At 75.7% G+C, this 24,474-nt stretch carries 22 protein-coding genes and 1 pseudogene; 16 read left to right on the top strand and 7 right to left on the bottom strand.

Annotation, left to right across the window (positions count from 1 at the left end):
• Nucleotides 1-4: 4 nt before the first annotated feature.
• The 8 genes and pseudogenes from CHC04_RS19580 to CHC04_RS19550 all read left to right on the top strand — a co-directional run bounded on the left by CHC04_RS19580 (nt 5) and on the right by CHC04_RS19550 (nt 8,325).
• Entirely contained in the window at nt 5-1,540 is a 1,536-nt protein-coding gene (locus CHC04_RS19580; RefSeq protein ID WP_089405629.1) for an AMP-binding protein, read from the top strand.
• Nucleotides 1,541-1,698: 158 nt separating this feature from the next.
• On the top strand, nt 1,699-3,108 hold the full coding sequence (locus CHC04_RS19575) for a C40 family peptidase (protein ID WP_089405628.1): 1,410 nt from the start codon (nt 1,699-1,701) through the stop codon (nt 3,106-3,108).
• 302 nt (nt 3,109-3,410) lie between these two features.
• On the top strand, nt 3,411-4,709 hold the full coding sequence (locus tag CHC04_RS19570) for an AAA family ATPase (RefSeq protein WP_245817517.1): 1,299 nt from the start codon (nt 3,411-3,413) through the stop codon (nt 4,707-4,709).
• A complete protein-coding gene (locus CHC04_RS19565) occupies nt 4,706-5,773 on the top strand; it encodes a DUF58 domain-containing protein (RefSeq protein ID WP_245817515.1) in 1,068 nt (355 codons plus the stop codon). Before CHC04_RS19570 ends, CHC04_RS19565 begins: the two co-directional genes overlap by 4 nt.
• A 28-nt stretch (nt 5,774-5,801) precedes the next feature.
• Nucleotides 5,802-6,761: a VWA domain-containing protein gene (locus CHC04_RS19560; protein ID WP_089405627.1), complete on the top strand. Its 960-nt coding sequence runs from the start codon at nt 5,802-5,804 to the stop codon at nt 6,759-6,761.
• A 1-nt stretch (nt 6,762) separates the two neighbouring features.
• Nucleotides 6,763-7,116: pseudogene (locus CHC04_RS25615) on the top strand (SDR family NAD(P)-dependent oxidoreductase); the annotation flags it as partial.
• Complete coding sequence (locus tag CHC04_RS25080; protein WP_425432461.1) at nt 7,089-7,379, top strand: SDR family oxidoreductase; 291 nt, start codon at nt 7,089-7,091, stop codon at nt 7,377-7,379. The pseudogene CHC04_RS25615 and the gene CHC04_RS25080, both read left to right, overlap by 28 nt.
• A 97-nt stretch (nt 7,380-7,476) precedes the next feature.
• Complete coding sequence (locus CHC04_RS19550; RefSeq protein ID WP_089405626.1) at nt 7,477-8,325, top strand: mycofactocin-coupled SDR family oxidoreductase; 849 nt, start codon at nt 7,477-7,479, stop codon at nt 8,323-8,325.
• A 47-nt stretch (nt 8,326-8,372) separates the two neighbouring features.
• On the opposite strand, the gene CHC04_RS19545 is transcribed toward CHC04_RS19550, so the two are convergent.
• Complete coding sequence (locus CHC04_RS19545) at nt 8,373-9,344, bottom strand: quinone oxidoreductase family protein (protein WP_089405625.1); 972 nt, start codon at nt 9,342-9,344, stop codon at nt 8,373-8,375.
• 106 nt (nt 9,345-9,450) lie between these two features.
• On the opposite strand from CHC04_RS19545, the gene CHC04_RS19540 reads away from it, so the two are divergent.
• The 5 genes from CHC04_RS19540 (at nt 9,451) to CHC04_RS19520 (ending at nt 14,800) form a co-directional block, all read left to right on the top strand.
• Nucleotides 9,451-9,969, top strand: a complete 519-nt coding sequence (locus CHC04_RS19540) for a hemerythrin domain-containing protein (protein ID WP_089405624.1) — start codon at nt 9,451-9,453, stop codon at nt 9,967-9,969.
• Between the two features lie 191 nt (nt 9,970-10,160).
• The gene (locus CHC04_RS19535) at nt 10,161-10,544 is read left to right on the top strand and encodes a hypothetical protein (RefSeq protein ID WP_089405623.1); all 384 of its coding nucleotides are present in this window, start codon (nt 10,161-10,163) and stop codon (nt 10,542-10,544) included.
• Nucleotides 10,541-13,069, top strand: coding sequence for an FxSxx-COOH system tetratricopeptide repeat protein (fxsT, locus tag CHC04_RS19530; protein WP_089405622.1), 2,529 nt, complete (start codon nt 10,541-10,543; stop codon nt 13,067-13,069). Before CHC04_RS19535 ends, fxsT begins: the two co-directional genes overlap by 4 nt.
• A 238-nt stretch (nt 13,070-13,307) precedes the next feature.
• Nucleotides 13,308-14,234 (top strand): glycerophosphodiester phosphodiesterase, encoded by a 927-nt coding sequence (locus CHC04_RS19525; protein WP_217897460.1) that lies wholly within the window; start codon nt 13,308-13,310, stop codon nt 14,232-14,234.
• Nucleotides 14,235-14,494: 260 nt separating this feature from the next.
• Complete coding sequence (locus tag CHC04_RS19520) at nt 14,495-14,800, top strand: muconolactone Delta-isomerase family protein (RefSeq protein WP_089405621.1); 306 nt, start codon at nt 14,495-14,497, stop codon at nt 14,798-14,800.
• A gap of 91 nt (nt 14,801-14,891) precedes the next feature.
• Here CHC04_RS19520 and CHC04_RS19515 read toward each other — a convergent pair whose 3' ends face one another.
• The 3 genes from CHC04_RS19515 to CHC04_RS19505 are packed head-to-tail and all read right to left on the bottom strand — an operon-like array spanning nt 14,892 to nt 17,034.
• Nucleotides 14,892-15,101 carry a hypothetical protein gene (locus tag CHC04_RS19515; protein WP_089405620.1) on the bottom strand — a complete coding sequence of 70 codons (210 nt, stop codon included), beginning with the start codon at nt 15,099-15,101 and terminating at the stop codon, nt 14,892-14,894.
• Nucleotides 15,102-15,107: 6 nt separating this feature from the next.
• Nucleotides 15,108-15,551: an organomercurial lyase gene (gene merB / locus CHC04_RS19510; protein WP_089405619.1), complete on the bottom strand. Its 444-nt coding sequence runs from the start codon at nt 15,549-15,551 to the stop codon at nt 15,108-15,110.
• Nucleotides 15,552-15,603: 52 nt separating this feature from the next.
• A complete protein-coding gene (locus CHC04_RS19505; protein WP_245817513.1) occupies nt 15,604-17,034 on the bottom strand; it encodes an MFS transporter in 1,431 nt (476 codons plus the stop codon).
• A 329-nt stretch (nt 17,035-17,363) separates the two neighbouring features.
• Between CHC04_RS19505 and CHC04_RS19500 the strand changes: the two genes are divergently transcribed.
• Nucleotides 17,364-19,523: a DEAD/DEAH box helicase gene (locus CHC04_RS19500; protein ID WP_089405618.1), complete on the top strand. Its 2,160-nt coding sequence runs from the start codon at nt 17,364-17,366 to the stop codon at nt 19,521-19,523.
• Between the two features lie 65 nt (nt 19,524-19,588).
• Nucleotides 19,589-20,809: a 3-deoxy-7-phosphoheptulonate synthase gene (locus CHC04_RS19495; protein WP_089405617.1), complete on the top strand. Its 1,221-nt coding sequence runs from the start codon at nt 19,589-19,591 to the stop codon at nt 20,807-20,809.
• A 45-nt stretch (nt 20,810-20,854) separates the two neighbouring features.
• Here CHC04_RS19495 and CHC04_RS19490 read toward each other — a convergent pair whose 3' ends face one another.
• The 3 genes from CHC04_RS19490 to CHC04_RS19480 all read right to left on the bottom strand — a co-directional run bounded on the left by CHC04_RS19490 (nt 20,855) and on the right by CHC04_RS19480 (nt 22,931).
• Nucleotides 20,855-21,058, bottom strand: a complete 204-nt coding sequence (locus CHC04_RS19490) for a zinc-ribbon domain-containing protein (RefSeq protein WP_089405616.1) — start codon at nt 21,056-21,058, stop codon at nt 20,855-20,857.
• Between the two features lie 72 nt (nt 21,059-21,130).
• Nucleotides 21,131-21,940, bottom strand: coding sequence for a phosphotransferase enzyme family protein (locus CHC04_RS19485; RefSeq protein WP_089405615.1), 810 nt, complete (start codon nt 21,938-21,940; stop codon nt 21,131-21,133).
• 43 nt (nt 21,941-21,983) lie between these two features.
• On the bottom strand, nt 21,984-22,931 hold the full coding sequence (locus CHC04_RS19480) for a sugar-binding transcriptional regulator (RefSeq protein WP_089405614.1): 948 nt from the start codon (nt 22,929-22,931) through the stop codon (nt 21,984-21,986).
• Between the two features lie 159 nt (nt 22,932-23,090).
• Here CHC04_RS19480 and CHC04_RS19475 point away from each other — a divergent pair, with 159 nt between their 5' ends.
• Complete coding sequence (locus tag CHC04_RS19475; RefSeq protein WP_245817511.1) at nt 23,091-24,458, top strand: ABC transporter substrate-binding protein; 1,368 nt, start codon at nt 23,091-23,093, stop codon at nt 24,456-24,458.
• Nucleotides 24,459-24,474: the final 16 nt, after the last annotated feature.

Raw genomic sequence — 24,474 nt, 5'->3', positions numbered from 1 at the left:
CGGCATGCGCGTGCCCCTGACCACCCGCGACTTCCTCGACCGCGCCGAGCTCGTCTACGGCGACCGGATCGGCGTCGTCGACGAGCCGGACCAGCCCGCGCCGTCGGTGGGCGAGACCACCTGGCGCGAGTTCGCCCGCCGCGGCCGCGCGCTGCAGGCCGGCCTCGACGCCCTCGGGGTGGGGGAGGGCGAGCGGGTGGCGATCGTCAGCCACAACGCCGCCCGGCTGCTGGAGGTGCTGCTGGCGGTCCCGTCGTCGGGCCGGGTGGCGGTGCCGGTCAACTTCCGGCTCAACCCCGAGGAGGTCTCCTACATCGTCGGGCACAGCGGCGCGCGCGTGCTGCTGGTCGACCCGGAGCTGGAGACCTCGCTCAAGGCCGTGCAGGCCGAGCACCGGTTCGGCACCGGCGAGGAGTACGAGCAGCTGCTGGCCTTCGACGCCGAGCCGCGGCCGTGGGGAGAACCCGACGAGGACGCCACCGCCACGATCAACTACACCAGCGGCACGACGGCGCGGCCCAAGGGCGTGCAGATGACCCACCGCAACATCTGGGTCAACGCGGTCACCTTCGGCATGCACATGCAGGTCAGCGACCGCGACGTCTACCTGCACACGCTGCCGATGTTCCACTGCAACGGCTGGGGGCTGCCCTACACGATGGCCGGCGTCGGCGCCCGCCAGGTGGTGCTGCGCAAGGTCGACGGCGCGGAGATCCTGCGCCGCGTCGAGCGGCACGGCGTCACGATGATGGCCGGCGCCCCCGCCGTCTGGAACGCCGTCCTCGAGGCCGCCGCCACCTGGGACGGGGAGATCCCCGGCCGGGACCGGGTGCGGATCGTCGTCGCCGGCGCCCCGCCGCCGTCGAAGACCATCGCCCGCGTGGAGGCCGAGCTCGGCTGGGAGTTCAACCAGATCTACGGCCTCACCGAGACCGCGCCGCTGCTGACCATCAACCGGCCCCGCGCGGAGTACGACGAGCTCCCGCGCGAGGAGCGCGCGCAGCGGCTCTCGCGCGCCGGCGTCCCGGCGCTGGGCACCCGGCTGGCGGTCAGCGACTCCGGCGAGGTGCTCGCCCGGGGCAACACCGTCCTGGCCGGCTACTGGGACAACCCCGACGCCTCGGCCGAGGCGCTGGAGGGCGGCTGGTTCCACACCGGCGACGGCGGCAGCATCGACGACGGCGGCTACCTGACCATCTCCGACCGCAAGAAGGACGTGATCATCACCGGCGGCGAGAACGTCTCCTCCATCGAGGTCGAGGACGCCGTCTTCAGCCACCCGGCCGTGGCCGAGGTCGCCGTCATCGGCATCCCCGACGAGAAGTGGGGCGAGCTGGTGACCGCGATCGTCGTGCTCGGTGAGGGCCAGAGCGCCACCGCCGAGGAGATCATCGCCCACTGCCGGTCGCGGCTGGCCGGGTACAAGACGCCCAAGCGGGTCGAGTTCCGCGATGCGCTGGCCCGCACCGCCACCGGCAAGATCCAGAAGTTCAAGCTGCGCGAGCCCTTCTGGCAGGCCGGCGGGCGGCAGGTGAGCTAGGGAGGGACGGCCTTCCTCCCCCCTGAGGGGGAGATCGGCCCGCCGACCCCTCCGGAGGTCACCCGGACCGGTCGATCCCCGGTCCGGGTGGCGCCCGGACGGGCGCCCGGAGACCAGCGCCCGGTGTGCGACGCCGGCGCACCGGGAGGGGTCGGCACGTGGGAACGGGAACGCGCACGCGACATCACCGCTGGGCGCTGCGGGTGGTGGGGACGGCGCTGGCCGGGCTCACCGTCGCCGGCCTCACCCCCGGCACGGCCACCGCCGCGCCCACCGACGAGGAGATCGCCGCCGCCGAGGCCGCCCGCGACGCCGCCGCCGCGCAGGTCGGCGTGCTCAGCGCGCAGCTGGCCGAGGCCGAGGCGGCCGCGGCGACCGCGCACCAGGACGCGCAGATCGCGCTGCAGGACTACGAGGAGACACAGGCCGCCTACGAGGCCGCCCGCGACGCCGCCGAGGCCGCCACGGCCGCCGCCGCGCAGGCCGACGCCGAGGTCGCCACCGGCCGGGCCCAGGTGGCCGACTACGCCCGCGACACCTACATCCAGGGCAGCACCGCGCCCGGCACCGCGGCGCTGCTGTCGGCCGGCGGCCCCGCGCAGCTGATCGAGCGCGCCGCGCTGCTCGAGGCGGCCGGCACCCACCGCGTCGACGTCGTCGGCGAGCTCGTCGCCCTGCAGGAGCAGGCCGTCGTCGCCCAGCAGGACGCGCAGTCGGCCTCGGCGCGGGCCGAGGGGCTGCAGGCCCAGGCCGCCGCGGCCCTCGAGGGCGCGCAGGCCCAGGAGCTGGCCGCCCGCGAGCAGACCGCTGCCCTCACCGGGCAGCGCGACGAGCTCGCCGCCCAGGCCGCGGCCGCCGGCCAGGAGGTCACCGAGCTCCAGCAGGAGCAGGACGCCGCCGAGGCCGCCGCGGCCGCGGCTGCCGAGGCCGCCCGGGCGGCGGCGTCGCGCCCGGCGCCGGCGCCCCCGGCCGCGCCCGCCCCGCAGGCCGCCCCGTCGAGCAGCGCGCCCGCGCCCGCCCCGTCCGCACCGTCCGCTCCGGCGCCGTCCGCGCCGAGCACGCCCTCGGGGTCGTCGGGCTCGTCGGGTTCCTCCGGCTCGTCGGCGGGCACCCCGGCGCCGCCGGCGTCGACCTCCGCCGGTGCGCCGTCGGCCTCGGCGGCGCAGCGGGCCATCGACGCGGCGCTGTCCCAGCGCGGCCTGCCCTACAGCTGGGGCGGCGGCGGCAGCAACGGCCCGAGCTACGGCATCCCGCCGGACACCCGCATCTGGGGCTTCGACTGCTCGGGGCTGACCCAGTACGCCTACGCCCGCGCCGGCATCCAGATCGGCGGCACCAGCCGCGACCAGTGGTGGAACAACCGCGGCAAGACCGTCGCGCGGGGCGACCTGCGCCCCGGTGACCTGGTCTTCTGGGGCTCGGGCAGCTCGTACCTGTCGATCTACCACGTGGCGCTCTACATCGGCGACGGCAAGGTGGTGCACGCCCCGCAGAGCGGCGACGTCGTCAAGGTGGCGCCGATGTGGTTCGGCAGCAGCTACTTCGGGGCGGTCCGGCCGTCGGCCTGAGCCGCACCGGTCGGGACAGTAGGGCGTCGGGCAGCCACGGGGGGAGCTGCCCGACGCAGCGCACACGCTAGCAGCCGACGGGCGCGAGGTGCAGGGGGACGGACGTGCTCCGACGGCGCGTCGGTGTCCTTCCCCGGCGTGTCCCGCCCGACACCCGGCGCGGCGCGGCGCCGCGCACGCCGGACGGATCCCCAGGCCGGGGTGGGACACTGGCCGCGGGACGGGCGGCAGGCCCCGTCACCGGCCTCCCGGGGAGCCCCGCTCCGGATCCGGAGGCCGCGAACCGGCACCCGAGGAGCCTCGTGACCACCGCCAGCACCCCTCTCGACAAGCCCGCCGGCGCCACCGCCGCGGCCGGTGCCCCGGTCCCGCCGTCGGCGGACGCCGCGCGGCTGGAACGGGCGCTGTTCGAGATCAAGCGGGTCATCGTGGGCCAGGACCGCCTGGTCGAGCGGATGCTGGTCGCCCTCCTCGCCCGCGGGCACGTGCTCCTCGAGGGCGTCCCGGGCGTGGCCAAGACCCTCGCCGTCGAGACGCTGGCCACCGTCGTCGGGGGGAAGTTCGCCCGGCTGCAGTTCACGCCCGACCTGGTGCCGGCCGACATCCTCGGCACCCGCATCTACAAGGCCGGGCAGGACGCCTTCGACACCGAGCTGGGCCCGGTGTTCGCCAACTTCGTCCTCACCGACGAGATCAACCGCGCGCCGGCCAAGGTGCAGTCGGCGCTGCTGGAGGTCATGGCGGAGCGGCAGGTGTCCATCGGCGGCGTCACCCACCCGCTGCCCGACCCCTTCCTCGTGCTGGCCACCCAGAACCCGATCGAGTCCGAGGGCGTCTACCCGCTGCCCGAGGCCCAGCGCGACCGCTTCCTCATGAAGGTGCTCGTCGACTACCCGAGCCCGGAGGAGGAGCGCGAGATCATCTACCGGATGGGCTCGACGCCGCCGCAGGCCGAGACCGTCCTGGGCCCGGAGGACCTGCGCCGCATGCAGCGCACCGCCTCGCAGGTCTTCGTGCACCACGCGCTGGTCGACTACGTCGTCCGGCTCGTCGTCGCCACCCGGCAGCCGCGCGAGCACGGCATGGACGACGTCGCCTCGTGGGTGTCCTACGGCGCCAGCCCCCGCGCCTCGCTGGGGCTGATCGCCGCCGGCCGGGCGCTGGCCCTGGTCCGCGGCCGCGACTACGTGCTGCCGCAGGACGTCCTCGACGTCACCGCCGACGTGCTGCGCCACCGGCTGGTGCTCTCCTACGACGCGCTCGCCGACGGCGTGCCGGCCGACCACGTGGTCAAGCGGATCCTGCAGACGGTGCCGCTGCCGCAGGTCACCCCGCGCCAGCGGGCCGCCGGTTACGGCCCGGCCGCGCCAGGCGGCCCGGCGGTCCCGCCGCCCGGCGCGCCGCAGTACGGCCCGCCCCAGGGCGTGGCGCCCTACGGCCCGCCCGGGTACCCGGCCGGTCCCGTGCCCGGCGGCCCGGTGCCGACCGGCCCGGCCGGCCCCGGCGGGGTGGTGCCCCCGAACGGTCCGGTGCAGAACGGCCGGCCCGGCGCCGGTGCGCCGGGCGGCAACGGCCACGTCCCGGGCGCTCCGCAGGCGTGATCCGGCGTCGCGGCCGCGCGCGGGCTCAGGAGCCCGCCGCGGCGGGGGCGGCGACGGCCGCCGCACCGACGGCCGCCGCACCGGTGGCCGTCGCGCCGTCGGGTGGCGGCACCCCCGGCTCGGGGATCGACCCCGGCGACGGCGACGCCGCACCTCCCCACTTCGGCGAGGGTCCGGCCGACGTGCTCCTGCAGCGGCTGGAGCTCACCGTCCGGCGGCGGCTCGACGGGCTGCTGCAGGGTGACCACCTCGGGCTGGTCCCCGGCTCGGGCAGCGAGGCCGGCGACTCGCGCACCTACCACCCCGGCGACGACGTCCGGCGGATGGACTGGCCGGTCACCGCCCGCACCCAGGTGCCGCACGTCCGCGAGACGATCGCCGACCGCGAGCTGGAGACCTGGGCCGTGGTCGACCTGTCGGCCAGCCTCGACTTCGGCACCGGGCTGTGCGACAAGCGCGACCTCGCCATCGCCGGGCTCGCCGCGGTCAGCCACCTCACCGTGCGCGGCGGCAACCGGCTCGGCGCCGTCGTCACCACCGGCGAGCGGGTGGACCGGTACCCGGCGCAGGCCGGCCGGCTGGCCGCCGACCGTCTGCTGCGCGGGGTGGTCGGCACGCCGCGGGCCGCCACCGGCCGCCGCGGCGACCTCGCCGCGGCGCTGGAGACGCTGCGCCGCCCGCCGCGCCGCCGCGGGCTGGTGGTCGTGGTCTCCGACTTCCTCGGCGACCTGGACTGGGAGCGCCCGCTGCGCGGGCTCGGCGCCCGCCACGAGCTGCTGGGCATCGAGGTGGTCGACCCGCGCGAGCTCGAGCTGCCCGACGTCGGCCTGCTCACGGTGCGCGACCCCGAGTCCGGGCAGACCCTGGAGGTGCCCACCGGCGACCCGGGGTTCCGCGCCCGGTTCGCCGAGGGCGCGGCCGAGCAGCGGCGCGCGATCGCCGCCGCGCTGCGCCGGGCCGGCGCCGGTCACCTGCAGCTGCGCACCGACCGCGACTGGCTGATGGACGTCGTCCGGTTCGTCGCCGACCGCCGGCGCGCCGGCTCCGGAGGGGCGTCGCGGTGACCGCCCCGAACCCCAGAGAGGTCCGCTCGTGAGTTTCCAGTCACCGCTGTGGCTGCTCGCACTCGTCCCCGCCGTCGCGCTGGCCGCGCTGTACGTGGTCAAGCAGCTGCGCCGGCGGGTGTACGCCGCCCGGTTCTCCCAGACCGGGCTGGCCGCCGGGCTGCTCCCCAAGCGGGCCGGCTGGGTGCGGCACGTCGCCTTCGGCCTGACCCTGGCCGCGCTGCTGGGCCTGGTGCTGTCCCTGGCGCAGCCGAGCACCGAGGTGCGGGTGCCGCGGGAGACCGCCACCGTCGTCCTGGCGCTCGACGTCTCGCTGTCGATGCAGGCCGAGGACATCGAGCCCAGCCGGTTCGAGGCGATGAAGGACGCCGCCTCGGACTTCGTCGACATCCTCCCGGAGCGGATCAACCTCGGGCTGGTGTCGTTCTCCGGCACCGCCTCGACCCTGGTGACGCCCACGACCGACCGCGACCAGGTGCGCGGGGCCATCGCCAACCTGGAGCTGTCGGAGGCGACGGCGATCGGTGAGGCGATCTTCACCTCGCTCACCGCGATCAGCACCTTCCAGTCCACCCTCGACGTGGGGGAGGACGAGGAGCTGCCGCCGGCGCGGATCCTGCTGCTGTCCGACGGCTACAACACCGTGGGCCGGGAGAACACCCAGGCGATCGCCGCCGCGCAGGGCGCCGGGGTGCCGGTCTCGACGATCGCGTTCGGCACCGACTACGGCTCGATCGAGATCGGCGGCGAGGTGACGCCGGTGCCGATCGACCGCGACGCGCTGCGGCAGATCGCCGAGGACACCGGCGGCCAGTACAACGAGGCCCGCACCCGCGCCGAGCTCGAGGCCGTCTACGACGACCTCGGCAGCCAGATCGGGTACACCACCGAGCCGCAGGACGTCTCGCACTGGTTCGTGCGCATCGCCACGCTGCTGCTCTTCGGCGGGCTGGGCCTGGCGGCCTGGCGCCTGCAGCGCCTGTTCTGACGTGGCGACCCGGCCGTCGTCGGTCGTGACCGGCGGAGCGCAGGGCGTCGGGCGGGCCGTCGCCGAGCGGTTGGCCGCCGACGGCGAGGTGGTCGTGGTGGACACCGCCACCGACCTGGGCGGGACGCACGAGCGGGTACGGCTGGTCGGCGGCGACGCGCGCGACCCGGAGGTCGCCGCCCGCGCGGCCGCCCTGGCGGAGTCGGCCGGCCCGCTGACCGGGTGGGTGGCCAACGCCGCGGTCTTCCGCGACGCCTCGCTCGCCTCGGCCCCCGCCGCCGAGGTGCTCGCCCTGGTCACCGCGAACCTGGCCCTGGCGCTCACCAGCTGCTCGGTCGCCGTCCGCCACTTCCTGGCGCACGGCCGGACGGGATCCGGGCCAACGCCGTCGCGCTGGGCACGGTCGCCACCGACCGGCTCGAGGAGTTCCGGGCCGCGCACCCCGCGGTCGACGCGGAGCTCGCCACCCTCCACCCGCTGGGGCGGGTCGGCACGCCGGCCGAGGTCGCCGACGTCGTGGCGTTCCTGCTGTCCCCGGCCGCGGCCTTCGTCAGCGGCGCCGTCCTCCCCGTCGACGGCGGCCGGGCGGTCCTCGGCGCCGACCCCGAGGCGCGCTGACCCCGTGGCCGGGGCTTGACCCCTCCTGCGAGCCGGATCACAGTCATCCGGCACCGGGGTCGCCACCGGGGTGCACCCCGCGACGGAGGGGGTTCCCGTGGGACGGGTCGAGGGGAAGGTCGCCTTCATCACCGGTGCCGCGCGCGGGCAGGGCCGCGCCCACGCCATCCGCCTGGCGGAGGAGGGCGCCGACGTCATCGCGGTGGACATCTGCCAGGACATCGCCACGGTGCCCTTCCCGGGTGCGACCGAGGCCGACCTGCGGGAGACGGTCAAGGCGGTCGAGGCGCTCGACCGGCGGATCGTCGCCCAGCAGGCCGACGTCCGGGATCTCGGCGCGCTGCAGCGCGTGGTCGACGAGGGGCTGTCCCAGTTCGGACACATCGACGTCGTCTGCGCGAACGCCGGGATCGGCAGCATGGCCCCCGCCCTCGAGCTCACCGAGGAGCAGTGGCAGGACGTCGTCGACGTCAACCTGACCGGGGTGTGGAAGACGGTCAAGGCGGCGGCGCCGTCGATGGTCGAGCGCGGACAGGGCGGCTCGATCGTCCTCACGAGTTCCGCGGCCGGGCTGATGGCCTATCCCAACCTGGCCCACTACACCGCCGCCAAGCACGGGGTGACCGGTCTCATGCGGGTGCTCGCCGTCGAGCTGGCGCCGCACATGATCCGGGTCAACTCGGTGCACCCCACGACCGTGGACACCCCGATGGTGCAGAACCCGGCCACCTACGAGCTGTTCACCGGGCGCCAGGGGGTCAGCCGCGAGGAGGCGGTAGAGGCGTTCAAGCCGCTCAACGCCCTGCCGATCCCCTGGATCGAGGCGGTCGACGTCAGCAACGCGATCCTGTACCTGGCCTCCGACGAGTCCCGCTACGTCACCGGGACGACGATGGTGATCGACGCCGGTGCCATGGCGGCGTACAAGATCCCGCACCAGGCCTGACGGGACCCGCGGAGGGAGGGCACGCCCTCCCTCCGCGGGGGAGCGCCTCAGCGGGTGGGGTCGAGGACGAGCTTGCCGGTGGTGCGGCGGGCGAGCAGGTCCTGGTGCGCCTCTCGGACGGCGGTCAGCGGGTAGCGCCCGCCGCCGACCGGCTTCAGGGCGCCGTCGGCCACCAGCGGCAGCATCTCGCCCATCGCGGCGTCGAGCATCGCCGGGCGGCTGAAGCAGTGCGCCAGCCAGAAGCCGACGACCGCGCGGCTGGTGCCCATGAGCGACGGCGGCTGCACCGGCTTGGGCGGGCGCCGGCCGGCCATGCCGTAGAACACGATGCGGCCGAAGGGCGCCAGCGCGGAGAACGCGCCGTCGAACACGTTGCCGCCGGTCATCTCCAGGACGACGTCGACCCGCCGGCCCCCGTTGGCCTCGCGCAGCGCGGCGGTGAACGCCTTCGGGTCGCCGTCGGCCAGGGCGGGGTCGACGGTGGCGTCGGCGCCGAGCTCCTCGGTCAGCGCCCGCTTCTCCGGGCTGGACGCGGTGGCGATCACGCGGCCGGCGCCCCACCGCTTGGCCAGCTGGACGGCGAGCGAGCCGACCCCGCCGGCGCCGGCGACCACCACGACCGACTCGCCGGCGGCCAGGTGCGCGCTGGTGCGCAGCAGGTGCCAGGCGGTGCTGCCCTGCAGCACGAGGGCGAGCGCCTGCTCGTCGGTGACGGTGTCGGGCACCGGCCAGGTCAGCCGCGGGGTGCCGACCACCTTCTCGGCGTAGCCGCCGCCCTCGACCAGGCCGACCACCCGCTCGCCGCCGCCGGCCGGGCGGCCGACGAACTCCGCGCCCGGGACCAGCGGCAGCTGCTGCGGCGCCAGGTAGCTGTCCTCGGTCTGGTGGGTGTCGGCGTAGTTGACGCCCGACGAGCTGACCTCGTACAGCTGCTGGCCGTCGCCGGGGACGGGGTCGGGCAGGTCGACGACGTCGAGGACCTCCGGGCCGCCGAAGCGGGTGATCTGCACGGCACGCATGCAGCTGAGGCTATGGCGTGGGTCCGGCCGACGGTGACCGGCGGGGTCGGCACCACCGGACTGCTCCGTCCGCCTACCTCCCGCTCGGTGCGGGTAGGCGTCCGGCATGTCCGACTTCGAGATCACCGCCCTCGTCCTGGCCGAGCACGAGGTCTTCCGGCGGGAGTTCTCGGCGCTCGAGGACCTGTCCGGCGAGGAGCTCGCCGCCGCCTGGGAGGCCCTGCACGCCAGGCTGGAGGTGCACGCCGTCGCCGAGGAACAGCTGTTCTACCCGCTGCTCGCCCAGGAGGCGGACGGCGAGGAGGAGACGGCGGAGGGCGTGCACGACCACAACGAGATCCGGCACGCCGTGGCCGCCGTCGGGGAGCACGAGGTCGGCAGCGAGGCGTGGTGGGAGGCGGTGCGGACCGCCCGGCAGGTCAACGCCGACCACATGGCCGAGGAGGAGACGGACTTCTTCCCCCCGTTCAAGGAGGCCGTCGACGACGACCAGCGCGAGGCCCTCGGGATGCGCTGGCTGGCGTTCCACGACGAGCACGAGCAGGCCGAGGGGCTCTCCGGTGAGGACGCGGAGGTGGCCGAGGTGGTCGCGACCGAGGTGCCGGAGGGCGACCCGTCCGTCTGAGCACGCCGGCCTCCTCCCAGGTGGCCGGCCGTCCGGCCGGACCCCTGGTCGCGGATCCGGCGACTGCTGGTCGGCGCGGATCTCCGCGTCCCGGTGGCCGGTGCCGACCACGGGCGCTGACGTCACGAGGACCCTGTCAGTCCCCCACCCTCGGTGGCAGACTGGTCACAGTCCGACGACAAGGGGCCGAGATGGAACCCGTGAGTCTGCTGCTGGCGGCGTTGGCGGCCGGGGTCGGGGCGGGCGTGCAGGACGTCGCCGGCTCCGCGGTGCGGGACGCGTACGCCAAGCTGCGGGAGGTCCTCCGCCGGCGGTTCGCCGGCAGGCCGGCCGCCGAGGAGGCGCTGGCCGAGCACGAGAAGGACCCGAAGGCGTACGAGCCGTTGCTGCGCAGGTACGTGACCGAGACCGGCGCCGACCGCGACGCCGAGGTGCTGGAGCTGGCGGAGAGGGTGCTGGCCCTCGCCGACTCCGCGGGGAGCGCCGCCGGCAAGTACCGGGTGGACGCCGCCCACGCGCAGGGCGTGCAGGTCGGTGATCGCAACGAGCAGATCAACACCTTCGGCGCCGGGTGACCGAGGACGTGACGCCGGGGGAGGCCGTCGGCGCGCCACGGGTGGACGCCCAGCGGGCGCAGGGGTTGCAGGCCGGCGACTTCAACCGGCAGACCAACGTCTTCCAGGTCAACAGGGAGACGGTGGCGCGGCGCGCGGTCTTCCTGCCGCCCCGCCACCGGGTGACGGGGCGCGAGCAGCTCCTGGACCGGGTGCGGCGTGAGCTGCTCCACCTGACCGCGGGCGAGGATGTCGGCCCGGCCGTGCTGGTGCTGCACGGCCTGGGCGGGGTGGGCAAGTCGAGCCTGGCGCTCGAGTACGCCCACCGGCACTGGATCACGGAGGACTACGGGCTGGCGTGGTGGGTGGCGACGGCAGAGCCCGTCACGGTCGCCACCCAGCTGGGGACACTGCTGGCCGCCCAACTCGAGGTCGACGCCGAGGGCCAGGACGCGGTCGCGGCGACCCAGGCCGTGCTGGCCGCGCGCACCGACCCGTGGCTGATCGTCCTCGACAACGCCGAGAGCCCGGACGCCGTCCGCGAGTTCCTCCCGCCGGCCGGGTCCGGGCACGTGCTGGTCACCAGCCGCAACCCCAGCTGGTACCCGTACCGCACGCTCGAGGTGCCGGACCTGGACGCGCAGGCGTCGGCCGCGTTCCTCGTCAGCCGGACCGGCGACCCCGACGAGGCCAGCGCCGCACAGCTGGCCGAGGAGCTCGGCCACCTGCCACTGGGCCTGGAACAGGCCGGCGCCTACATCTCGGCCTCCCCGGGCGCCACGCTGGCCTCCTACCTGAGGGCGTACCGCCGGCGCCGCCCGGATCTCCTGGGACGGGGAGACCCGGCCGGCTACGAGTACCCCATCGCCCGGACGTGGAGCGTCGCGCTGGAGGCCCTCAGCCCGACAGCGGCCGGACTGCTGCGGCTGCTGGCCTGCTACGCCCCCGACGACGTCCCTCTCGCCCTGCTGCTGTCCGGCGGCACCGACGCAGCGGGACTGGCACCGGAGACCGCCGCAGTCCTCGGCCCGCTGACCGAGGACGAGCTGGCCCTGGACACGGCCCTGGCCACGCTGTACCGCTACTCCCTGGTGCGGACGGGGGCCGGATCCCGGAGCGTGACGGGGGCGGACGCCGAGGTGCCGCGGGACGGGCGGACGGTGTCGGTCCACCGCCTGGTCCAGGCCGTCGTCCGTGACCAGATGCCGGACCGGCAGCGAACGGCGTGGGAGCACGCCGCGCGCACCCTCCTCCACCGAGCTCTCCCCCTCGATCCGGAGGACCCGGCGGGCTGGCCGGCCTTCTCGGCGCTGCTCCCACACCTGCTCGCCACGCTCCCCGACACCGACGATCACCTGCGAGGGGCGGCGCGGTACCTCCACGTCTGCGGGGACTTCCGCGGTGCTCGCCGCGTGCTGGACCGGGCGGTCTCGGGCCTGGCGGGGGCGCTGGGGTCGGAGCACCCCGACACCCTGGCGGCGCAGGTCGACCTGGCGCGGACCCTCTTCGCCCTGGGGGACCTCGACGGGGCGCGCCGGGTGCTGGACCAGGTCGCCACGACGAGGTCGGAGGTGCTGGGTCCCGCCCACCCGGCAACCCTCACGGCGCAGGCCAACCTCGCGCTCAGCCTGTGGCACCTGGGCAGGTGGATCGAGGCGCGAGAGGTGCTGCAGCGGGTGATCGGGGGACTGGCTCAGGTGCTGCCCGAGCCGGGGCCGGCGGGGTCGACCGGGCCGGGTGGTGGCCCGGCCGACCTGGCCGCGCTGGGCGACCTGGCCGCTCTGGGCGACCTGGCGGAGGCGAGGCTGCCCCTGGAAAGGGTGCTGCCGGCCAGGTTGCGTGCCTCGGTGTCCGACGAACCACTCCTCGAGACCGGGGCGGTCACGGGGCTGTCGCTGGCCGACCTGACGGGACTCGGACAGGCACGGCGGGTGCTGGGCCGCATGGAGCGGGCGCTGGAGCAGGCGCTGGGACCGGAACACCCGAGCATGCTGACGACCTCCGGGAACCTGGCGTTCGTCCTGATGGGAGCGGGCGAGTTCGACGAGGCCCGGCGCGTCCTGGAGAGGCTGGTGGCGGCCCGGCTGCGGGTGTCGGGTCCGGAGCACCCCGCGACGCTGACCGCGCAGGGCGGCCTCGCCGAGGCCCTCACCGTGCTGGGGGAGCGGGCCGGGGCCCGCCGGCTCCTCGAGCACGTGGTGTCCGTCCGGCAGCAGGTGCTGGGCAGAGAGCATCCGGACACCAGGACGGCGGAGGCCAACCTGGCGCTGGTCCTGGCGGAATCGGGGGAGTGGTGCCCGGCCCGCCAGTTGCTCGAGCAGGTGGTGGACGGACTGATCCGAACCCTCGGGCCGACCCACCCCGACAGCCTGACGGCCCAGGGCGACCTCGCTGCCGTCCGGGCCGGGACGGGGGAGTGGGGTGCGGCTCGGGAGCTGCTCGAGCAGGTGGTCGAGGGCCTGTCCCAGGCGGCGGGCCCCGACCACCCGGTCACGGTCTCCGCGCGGGAGAACCTGGCCGTCATCGCCGCCCGTCAGGGCGCCTGAGCGGTCACCGCACCGCCGCTGCCGCCCTCCGGGACGCGGGTGATCAGCACGGCTCGCACGCGGTGAGGCCCTGGCGTGACCGCCCGCTGCTCCCGGCCGCGTCCCGGACGCCCGGTGCGCGTGTCGCCCGGGAGGCGCCGGGTAGGAGGCGGGCCCAGCGGCGGCGGGACGGGTCCTGCCGCCGGACGACGGCGACCCGGCGTCCGCGCCCGGTCCTGGGACCGTTCGAGGAGATGGCGTGTCCCGTACGGGGACCGGTACGGGCCACGGCAGGGGCGTCGGAGGCCTGCCGCCGCGCGCACCGTCGGAGATCGAGGTCGTGGCGCACCGCGGCGTGTCGGCGGAGGCCCCCGAGCACACCCTCACCGCCTACCAGCAGGCGCTGGCCCTCGGCGCGGACGCCGTGGAGTGCGACGTCCGGATGACCCGCGACGGCGTGCTGGTGTGCGTGCACGACCGCCGCATCAACCGGACGTCCACGGGCCGCGGTGTGGTGTCCGCCCTCGACCTCGCCGAGCTGGAGCGACACCGGGTGGTCCACCGGCGGCCGCGGGGCGCCGCGATCCGGGGTCGCCGGTCGCGTCCGGCGGTCGAGGAGGACGACGTCGAGGCCGACGAGGACGCCGGCCGGGTGCTCACCCTGGACCGGTTGCTCGACTACGTGACGGCCTCGCCCGGGCGGGTGCGGCTGGCGATCGAGACCAAGCACCCGACCCGCCACGCCGGTCAGGTCGAGGCGGCCCTGCTGACGAGCCTGCGCAGGTTCGGGCTGCTCTCCGGCGGGCGTCCGCTGCAGTGGTCGGGACGCCCGGCGGTCCGGGTCATGAGCTTCTCGCCGACGGCGCTGCGGCGGGTCCGGGTCCTGGCGCCGGACCTCCCCACCGTGCACCTGGTCCGCCAGGTGCTGCCGCGGTCGCGGTCGCGACCCGTCCTCCCGGACGGCACCGCCGTCGGACCGTCCCTGGCGCTGCTGCGCCAGCACCCGGGCCTCGTCACGCGCCTGCACCGAGCCGGCCTGCAGGTGCACGTGTGGGTCGTCAACCGCCCGCGCGACATGCAGTTCGCGGTGTCCCTGGGGGTCGACGCGATCATCACCGACGAGGCCGCCTCGCTGATGCACCTCCTGGGGCGGGGCGGACCGCCGTCCCTGATGAGCACGGGCTGACCGTCGCCGAGGACCCCGGCACGACCAGCGGGTAGGCGACGCGGGCGAGGCACTCGCCGACGGGCCGGCGACCACCGGGCGGGGACCCGGGTGGCGCACGGTCGGGGCCCGCCGTGGCAGCCGGACCCGGTCGTCGTCGGCCCGGGCGTGGTGACCCCGTCCGCCGCCTTGTCCCGTGGGCGAGGCGCGGGCACGCTGACGCCCACCCCGACAGCAGCGGCGTCTGCCCCGGGCGCCGCCCGGTCCTCTGGAGTGCCCCGATGCTGTTCCACGTCAGCTTCCGCGTCGAACACACCCGGCTCGACCGCGACGAGTTCTGGGACGAGTGGGAGCGGGAGACGCAGGCGGCGATCGGCGCGATCGAGGCCGGGGTCATCAAGAGCCTGTACAAGGTCGCCGGTCAGCGCCGGGTCATCGGCATCGTGGAGGTCGAGTCGCACGACCAGCTCGACCAGATCGTGATGGGCGCCCTGCCGATGAGTCACCACCTCACCCTCGAGGAGGTCCTCCCCGTCCGGGAGTACACGGCCTTCGCCGACGACGTGCGCCGGCGCTGGCAGGCCTAGCCGCGGGACGGTCCGGGCGCCGGCTCCCGGCCCGACCGCGGCGGAGTGCTCCCGACAGGCGGGCGTGCGGCGCGAGCACCTCCGGGGGCGGTCAGCCGAGCCGCCAGAACTCGCCGGTCAGCCCGACGCCGTCGAGGACGGCCTGGTTCTGCTGCCGGGAGTGGGGCGTCCAGCCGGGTGCGAGCCGGTCGCCCCACCAGGCGTGCGCCAGCGCGCTCAGGGTGGTCACCGGGACGGTGACGCCGGGGGGACGGGTGCCGAGCCAGGCGGTGACGTGCTCCTCCGACCGGAAGAGGTTCATCGTGCTCTAGGTGAAGACGATGTCGTCCCACCAGCGCCGCGCGGGCAGCAGGCAGTGGAAGAGCAGGGACGGGTCCTCGGGCCGTTCGTCCTCGACGGCGATGGCGAGGGGGTCCCCGCAGTCGGGGCAGGACGTCTCGATGCGCCCGTCGGTGTGCAGGGCCGCGCAGACGCCGAAGGCGTCCCAGGCGCAGTTGGCGTACCACCAGCGGCCGCCGGCCCGCACCCGGTGGGCGGTGGGGACGGCGGAGAAGGGGTTGGCCATCCGGATCTGCGTGCCCCCGGCGTCGAGGACGAGGGCGTGCTCGTCGTGCAGCCGCCGCCACCCCCGCAGGACCTCGTCGGGCGTCGTCCCCCTCGCGGCGGCGACCTCGTCGGCCGACGGCGCGCGGCCGAGGGTCACGAACGCGCGGTAGGTGTCGTTGCGCAGGGCGACGTCGGCGGGCTCCATGTCCGGGGAGTGTGGCCCCGCAGCTCCGCCGACGACACCCGGTGGCGTTCGGTCAGCGGCCCCGGGTCGCCTGGACGGCCGCCGTCCGGGCCGGCGGGTCCGCGGCCCCGGCCGCCGCGCGCGGGGGCAGCAGCCACGCGACGACGGCGGTCAGCACGCAGACCGCGAACCCGAGGACGGCGACGGTGCCGTACCCCTCCCCGCCCGGCGCGGCGGCGCCCTCGGGCGTGGCGGCGGCGAGGACGGTGGCGGTCAGGGCGCTGCCGAGGGCGAACCCGACGTAGCGCAGCACCTGGTTCAGGCTCATCGCGCTGCCCGTCTCGGACGACGGCACGGCGGAGATGACCAGCGCCGGGAAGACGGCGAAGGCCGCCCCGACCCCGAGCCCGGCCACCGCCATGACGAGGAACACCTGCCACAGCTGCGTGTGGGCCAGGCCGAACAGGACGAAGGCGCCGCTCTGGACGAGCGCCGCGACCGGCAGCACGAGGTGCGGGCCGGCGCGGTCGGCGAGCAGCCGGGCCAGCCGTCCGGCGAGCACGCTGGCCGCCGAGAACGGCAGCAGCGCCAGCCCGGCGACCACGATCGACGCGCCGAGCCCCGGGCCGCCCCGCGGGGCCTGCGCGAGGACCGGCACCGCCGCGAGGAGGAGGTAGTTCGACAGCCCGACCAGCAGGGCCGCCGAGTGGGCCGTGGCGGCGGTGCGTCCCCGGGCCAGCCGGAGGTCGACCAGCGGCGACGGGGTCCTGAGCTCCCGGAGCACCCAGCACGCCAGCACGAGAGCGGACCCGGCGATCAGCACCCACGGCACCGGCGACGTCCAGCCCCCGCCCTCCGCCTCGCCGAGGGCGAGCAGCGCACCGGCCAGCCCGGCGCCGAGCAGCACGGCGCCGAGGACGTCCAGCGGCCGGGAGGACGTGCTGTGCGAGGCGGGCAGGACCGCGGCCGAGGCCACGAGCGCGGCGGCGCTCACGGCGGCCCCGGCCCAGAAGGCGGCGTGCACACCGCCGAGCTCCGCGACGAGTCCCGCGAGCGGGTAGCCGAGCCCCACACCGGCCACCACGGTGATCGACAGCGCGGCGATCGTGGACCGCGACCGCTGGCCCGCGAGCGCCTCCCGGGCCGTCGCGATCGCCAGGGGGGTCAGCCCGAGCCCGACCCCCTGCAGCCCCCGGCCCGCGACGAGCCACCCCAGACCCAGGGGGAGGGCGGCCAGCAGCCCGCCGAGGGTGACGGCGGCCAGCACGACGAGCACGACCGCGCGCCGGTGCGGACCGTCGCCCAGCCGACCGACGACCGGGGTGGCGACCGCGCCGACCAGCAGGGTGACCGTCAGTGCCCACTGGGCACTGGGCAGCGTCGTCGCCATCTCGGTGGCGATGGCCGGTACCAGGGGTGCGCCGAGGCTGCTGATGACGGCGACGACCGTGCCGACGAAGAGCAGCACCGGCACCAGGGCCCGGGACGGAGGAGCGGTGTGCACGGTCCCACGCTCCCAGGTCGTTGCAGATCCCAAGCGATCAGGGCCGTGCTGGCCGGGGTCCCCGGCGCCGACTCGCCGGGACGGCAATACCCGGCGGCCGGTCGGCGTTACTGTTCAGTCGGGGCGGACCACCTCCGCCCGACCGGCGGCTCTCCCGGACGAGTCGAGTCGCCGACCGGCCGCCGCCGGTCCGGGGGCACCGCCCCCGGCAGACCCGAGGGTCCGGCCCGGGACGACCGCGTCCCCGCCCGGCCGTCGTCGTCCGGCCGCACCACCGGGTGCGGCCCTGCCCCGGCAATCGTTGCCGGGCACCGCAGAGGAGTGTTCGAGTGGCTCGACCAGGCCGGCGCCCCACCGGCGCCCGCCGTACCGCCCCGCGGCAGCAGCGGCGCGTCCGGGACCGCGACCTCGTCTCGCTGCTGGCCCGCACCGTCCGCGAGGTCGAGGCGGCCGTCCGGCGGCGTCGCGTGACGCCGTCGGTCCGCACCGACGTGCAGGTCGTGGCGCTGCTGCTGCGCGAGGAGCGCGCCCGTGTGCAGGCCGACGGCGCCCTGAGCCCCACCCGCCGCGCCGAGCAGCTCAAGCGCCTCGACGGGATCGCGACCATCCTCGCGACGACCGCCGTCCGCGACGCCGCGCTGCTGGCGCTGCTCGACGACGACGCGGTCGTCTCCGACGCCGCCCGGTCGCGCCGGCGGGAGCTGCTGCGCGCCGTCGGCATCGAGCCGGCCCCGGACGACCTGCCCGCGCCGGAGCCGGTGGACACCCCCGCCCCGCCCGAGCGGCGGGTCGTGCCGCGGTCGGTCGTGTCCCGGCAGCTGGCCAACCCCTTCCTCGCCCCCGACTTCTCCGCCCCGCGGCCGGCCGCCGTCCGCCCGCGCCGCCTCGCCGGCTGGGAGCTGCTCGGCCCCCTGCTGACCTCCTTCGAGCGGGCCGGCGCCGGCGCGCCGGCCTCCATGGACCTGCCCGAGCCGACCCTGCGCACCCTCCCCGGTGGCGCCGAGCTGATGCCGCACCAGGCCCGGCTGGTCGCCGCCGCCGCGGCCGGCCACCGGACGTTCCTGCTCGCCGACGAGCCGGGCCTGGGCAAGACGGCGCAGTCGCTGCTGGCCGCGGAGGCGGCCGACGCCTACCCGCTGCTCGTGGTCGTGCCCAACGTCGTCAAGACGAACTGGGCGCGCGAGGCCGGCCGCTGGACGCCGCACCGGCCGGCCACCGTCGTGCAGGGCGACGGCGACACCATCGACGGGTTCGCCGACGTCGTCGTCGTCAACTACGACGTGCTCGACCGCCACGCGGGCTGGCTCGGGGACTTCGGCTTCCGCGGGATGGTCGTCGACGAGGCGCACTTCATCAAGAACCGCACCTCGCAGCGCTCCCAGCACGTGCTGGGGCTGTCCGCGCGCATCCGCGAGCGCACCCCGCGGGCGCTGCTGATGGCGCTCACCGGCACCCCGCTGATCAACGACATCGACGACTTCCGGGCGATCTGGCAGTTCCTCGGCTGGATCGACGAGACGGGGCCGGTCGGCGAGCTGCTCGACGCGCTCGAGGACACCGGCCTGACGCCCGCCGACCCCGGGTTCTACGCCGCCGCCCGCCAGTGCGTCGTCGACCGCGGCATCGTCCGCCGCCGCAAGGTCGACGTCGCCGCCGACATCCCCGCCCGGCTCGTCGCCGACCTCCCCGTCGAGCTCGACGGGGAGGCCGGCCGCTCGATCCGCGCGGCCGAGCGCGACCTCGCCCGCCGGCTGGTCGCCCGGTACGAGGCCGCGCTGGCCGCCCGGACCGCCGACACCGCCGACAGCCCCGACGGCGGCATCGACCTCGAGCTGGTGCGCCGGGTGGCCCGGTGGGAGCTCAAGGAGGCGAACGCCTCGACCACCGGCGAGAACGTCTTCGGCGTGATGCGGCGCATCGGCCGCGCGAAGGCCGGCCTGGCCGCCGACTACGCGGCGCAGCTGGCCCGCAGCGCCGGCAAGGTCGTGTTCTTCGCCAAGCACGTCGACGTGATGGACGCCGCCGAGGAGACGTTCACCCGGCTCGGCATCCGGTTCTCCTCGATCCGCGGCGACCAGACGCCGACGGTGCGCCAGCGCAACGTCGACGCGTTCGTCACCGACCCCGACGTCGCCGTCGCCGTCTGCTCGCTCACCTCGGCCGGGGTGGGGCTCAACCTGCAGGTCGCCTCCAACGTGGTGCTCGCGGAGCTGTCCTGGACCGACGCCGAGCAGACCCAGGCCATCGACCGCAGCCACCGCATCGGGCAGACCGAGCCGGTCACGGCGTGGCGCATCATCGCCGCGCAGACGATCGACAGCCGGGTCGCCGAGCTGGTCGACAGCAAGGCCGGCCTCGCGGCGCGCGCGCTCGACGGCGCGGACGGGGACGCCTCGCCGGCCGGGGACGTGCAGCTGGAGGCGCTCGTCGGCCTGCTCACCGACGCGCTGGCCGCACGGCCCGGCCCGGCCCTGCCCGCGGCGCGCTGACCGCGGCCGGGCGCCGCGGCGGCCTGTGGTTGGCTCGGCGACCGGCGGCGACGACGGGAGGCCCCATGCCGGCTGAGCGGATCCTGGACACGGCGACCCGGATCGCCGACCTCCTGGTCGAGGTGCAGACCCAGGTCAACGGGCAGATCGACGCCGCGCTGGGCGCCCTGCTGCCCGGCGTCCGCGAGCGGCTCGGCGTCCCGCCGGACGGCGACGTCGACCTGTCCGGGCTGGTCAACACCCGCATCACCGGGCTGAGCGTCGTCGTCACCCCGGCGGCGGTGGCGACGGTCCTCCCGCTGAGCGCCGCCTCCGCCGCGACGACGGCCGCCGGGCGCCGGGCGGTCGCCGACGTCGTCGCCGGCCGCGACGACCGCCTCGCCGTCATCGCCGGCCCCTGCTCGATCCACGACCCCGAGGCCGCGCTCGAGTACGCCGCCTTCCTCGCCCGGATGCGCGAGCGGCACGGGGCGGACCTCGAGCTCCTCATGCGGACCTACACCGAGAAGCCGCGCACCGAGGTCGACTGGAAAGGGTTCGCCTACGACCCGTTCCTCGACGGGTCGAGCCGGATCAGCGTCGGGCTGGTCGCCACCCGCGTCCTCATGGGCCGCATCACCGACCTCGGTGTCCCGGTGGCCGCGGAGCCGCTCAACGCGCTCACCCCGCAGTACGTCAACGGCCTGGTCACCTACAACGGGGTGGGCGCCCGCAACGTGACCGACCAGACCGCCCGCGAGCGGGTGTCGGGCTTCTCCTCCGTCGTCGGCTTCAAGAACTCCCCGGAGGGCAGCATCGACGCCGCCGTCTCGGCCGTGCTGACCGCGCGGGCCCCGCACGAGTTCCTCGGCGTCGACGCCCACGGGGTGTCCGCGCAGCTGTCGACCACCGGCAACGACACCGCGCACGTGATCCTGCGCGGCGACCGGCACGGCCCCAACCACTCCGCCGCGCACGTCGCCGACACCAAGCGGCGGCTGGCGGAGCGCGGGCTGCCGGAGGTGGTCGTCGTCGACGCCTCACACGGCAACAGCCAGAAGGACCACCGGCGCCAGCCACTGGTGGTGCGCGACCTCGCCGGCCAGATCGCGGCCGGGGAGCGGGGGATCCGCGGCGTGATGATCGAGAGCAACCTCGTCGAGGGCCGGCAGGACCTCGACCAGCGGCACCCCGAGCGCCTGGCCTACGGCGTGAGCGTCACCGACGCCTGCGTCGACCTCCCGACGACCGAGGCGCTGCTCGCCGAGCTGGCCGACGCCGTCCGGGCCCGGCGCGCCGTGGCCTGACCGCCTCCGCAGGCGGCCCGGGACGGGCGCCCCGAGCCGGACGGGTCACACCGCGACGGCGGTGCCGCAGACGCCGCAGACCTCCAGCTGCTCGCGCCGCCAGCGCAGGACCGGCACGAAGAACACGCTGAACTGCCGGAACTGCCGGATCCGCGCCCAAGCCGTGGTGTTCGAGCAGCGCGGGCAGGTGCGCAGCTGTCCGGGACCGAGGTGCTGCTGCTTCGTGCCGAACCCGAACAGGAGGAACACGGCGTCAGCGTAGGGAGCCAGCGGCCCGCTCGCGTCCCGGCGGCCCGGCCGCGGTGCGGGTCCGGCTCACGGTCAGGCGAGTGCGTCGCGCAGCAGGTCGGCGTGGTCCAGGTACCACTGGCGGGTCTCGCGGGCGCGGACCATCGCGCCGTTGGTCCAGTAGTCGGTGAAGGCGGGGTGACCGTTCGCGGCGGCGGTGCCCACGACGTCGTAGGACCAGTCGTGACTCCCGAGCACGGCGCTCACCAGCCGGTCCCGGTCGCCGTCGGTCAGCCCGTAGCTGTCGACGAACAACCGGAAGCGGGACAGGCCCCGGCCGCGCCGGGAGTCGCCGACGTGCCGGTCGGGACGCAGGGGAGCCCACAGCCGTGCCGCGCCGGCGACGTCCCAGACACGGCTGCCGGGGCTGGCCAGGTCGAAGTCGATGAGGGCGACCGCCCGGCCCCCGCGGAAGACGACGTTGTCCAGGTTGACGTCGTTGTGGGTGACCAGCCGGCCGGCGAAGGGAGCCGGCGGGCGTGGCGGCCACTCGTGGCCCTCCGGGTCGAAGGAGCTCACGGCCCGGTGGTAGTCGCGCAGCAGGCGCGCCACGCTGACGAGCGCGTCGTCGGTGAGGGCCCAGGCCGGGTAGGGCGGCGTGACGGCGGTGCCGGGGACGAAGGAGAGGACCTCGCGGCCCCGTCCGTCCACCCCCAGGACGCGCGGTGCCCCGGCGAAGCCGACGTCGGCGAGGTGGCGCAGCAGCGCGTGCGTGGCCGCGCTCGTGTCGCGGCGCGGCCGGCGGACGGTGTCCCCGACCCGCACCACCTGCCCGCGGTTGGCGGTGCCCCCGACGAGGGGGACCTCACCGCCGGTCCCCGTGGTCTCGGTCCCCTCGCGCATGGGCCTCCCTCGGGCGGGTGCTGCCGCCGGCGTCGGCGGGCCGTCACTCCTCGAGCACGGCCCGGGCGAGGGCCGTGTGCGTCACGATGCCACCGACGAGCCCGCTGCGGAGGGTGGCGCGGACGGCCCGGGCCTTCGCCGTGCCGTAGGGGATGGTGATCACCTCGGGGATGGCTCGCATCTCCTCCGCGCCGATGCCGATCATGCGCTCGGACAGCTCGGTCACCACCGGCTCGCCGTCGGCGGACAGGAAGACCCCCGACACGTCGGCGCAGACCCCGAGCCGCGCGAGGGCGTCGCGGTCCTCCTCCGGCAGGGCGTCGTGGAGGACCGAGAGACCCGGCGCCCACAGGCCCACCCCGGCCACCGCCTTCGTGACGGCCGGCAGGTGGGCGAACGCGCGCGCCACCTCGGGTTGCTGGCGGAGGGCGCGCGCGGTGGCGGCGTCGGGCACGGTGAACGGCGCGTAGAAGACGTGCGCCGCGCCGCCCGAGGCGCTGGCCACCTCGCGGACGACGTCGACGGAGGTGTCCGGCCCGCCGGGCAGGGACATCGCCCCGGTGAGCTGGACGACAGGTGTCCCCGGCAGCGGCGGCAGGGCCCGGGCCATCGCGCTGACCGCCCGCGCCCAGGCGAGGCCGAGCACGTCCTGTGGCGTGATCACCTCGGCGAGCAGCTGCGCCGCCGCCCGCCCGAGGTGGTCGCGCAGCGAGGCGGGGTCGTCGTCGGGGATGTCGAGGACGACCGCGTGCTGCAAGCCGTAGCGGTCCTGCAACCGTGCCGAGAGGTCGACGTCGACCTCGCCCTGGTGCCGGATCTCGATGCGCACCAGCCCGCTGTCGCGGGCGGCGTCGAGGAGGCGGGCGACCTTGAAGCGGCTCAGCCCGAACTCGTCGGCGATCTCGACCTTCGACCGGCCGTCGAGGTAGTAGCGGCGGGCGATCGACGCCGTCAGGACGATCCGCGCCAATCCGCCCGGCTCCGCCGTCATCTGCTTCTCCTGCTCATCTGAGCGCGCTGCTCCTCATCATGGCACCGCTCTTGACGGGGTCACCCGGCCGTATGAGACTCAGGTCACTCACATCTGAGAGCACGCGCGCTCAGATGAGCGCGCACCGGTGGTGCGCTGGCTCGGGAGAGGACTCCGACCGTGCACCCACGCACCCGCTCCGCCCTCGCCGTGGCGACGACGACCGTGCTGACCGTCGGGGTGACCGGCTGCGCCGGCTGGGGCGGGGGACCCACCGGCGGCGGGCCGGACACGATCGACGTGCTGATGGTCAACAACCCGCAGATGGTCGACCTGCAGCAGCTGACCGCCGAGCACTTCACCGCCGAGACGGGCATCTCGGTCAACTACACCGTGCTGCCGGAGAACGACGTCCGGGACAAGATCAGCCAGGAGTTCTCCAGCCAGGCCGGGCAGTACGACGTCGCCACGCTGAGCAACTTCGAGATCCCCATCTACGCCCGCAGCGAGTGGATCGCCCCACTCGACGAGTACGTCGCGGCCGATCCCGAGTTCGACCAGGACGACGTCCTCGCGCCGCTGACCGCGTCGCTGTCCGGCGACGACGGGCGGCTCTACGGCGAGCCGTTCTACGGCGAGTCCTCGTTCCTCATGTACCGCAGGGACGTCCTCGACGCCGCCGGGATCACGATGCCCGACGCCCCGACCTGGCAGGAGGTCGCCGACATCGCGGCGCAGGTCGACGGCGCCGAGCCGGGGATGGCCGGCATCTGCCTGCGCGGCCAGCCGGGCTGGGGTCAGGTCTTCGCCCCGCTCACCACGGTCGTCAACACCTTCGGCGGCACCTGGTTCACCGAGGACTGGCAGCCGCAGGTCGACAGCGCCGAGTTCCGCGACGCCGTCCAGTTCTACGTCGACCTCGTCCGCGAGCACGGCGAGGTCGGTGCACCGCAGGCCGGCTTCACCGAGTGCCTCAACAACGTGGTCCAGGGCAACGCGGCCATGTGGTACGACGCCACGTCGGCGGCCGGCTCGCTGGAGTCCGCCGACTCCCCGGTGCGGGGGCTGATGGGCTACGCACCCGCGCCGGTGGTGGAGACCGACAGCTCCGGCTGGCTCTACGCGTGGTCCTGGAGCATCCAGCAGGCCAGCTCGAAGAAGGACGCCGCCTGGGAGTTCGTCTCCTGGGCCTCCAGCCAGGAGTACGAGGAGCTCGTCGGCGCCGAGCTCGGCTGGTCGCGCGTCCCCGCCGGCAAGCGTGCCTCGACCTACGAGAACCCCGACTACCTGGCGGAGGCCTCGGCGTTCGCCGAGCCCACGCTGGCGGCGATCCAGGCCGCCGACCCGAACGACCCGGGCGTGCAGCCCCGCCCGGCGCCCGGCATCCAGTTCATCGGCATCCCCGAGTTCCCGGACCTGGCCACCCAGGTGTCCCAGGACGTCAGCTCCGCCATCGCCGGCCAGATGACGGTCGACGAGGCGCTCGACCGGGGTCAGCAGCTGGCCGAGGACGTCGCCGCCCGCTACCGCGAGCGGGAGTCCGGATGAGCCCGCAGGCAGGTCC

It is taken from the genome of Geodermatophilus saharensis (genome assembly GCF_900188205.1).
In the GTDB taxonomy this organism is placed as follows: domain Bacteria; phylum Actinomycetota; class Actinomycetes; order Mycobacteriales; family Geodermatophilaceae; genus Geodermatophilus; species Geodermatophilus saharensis.
This window is presented reverse-complemented; position numbering and strand designations above follow the sequence as displayed.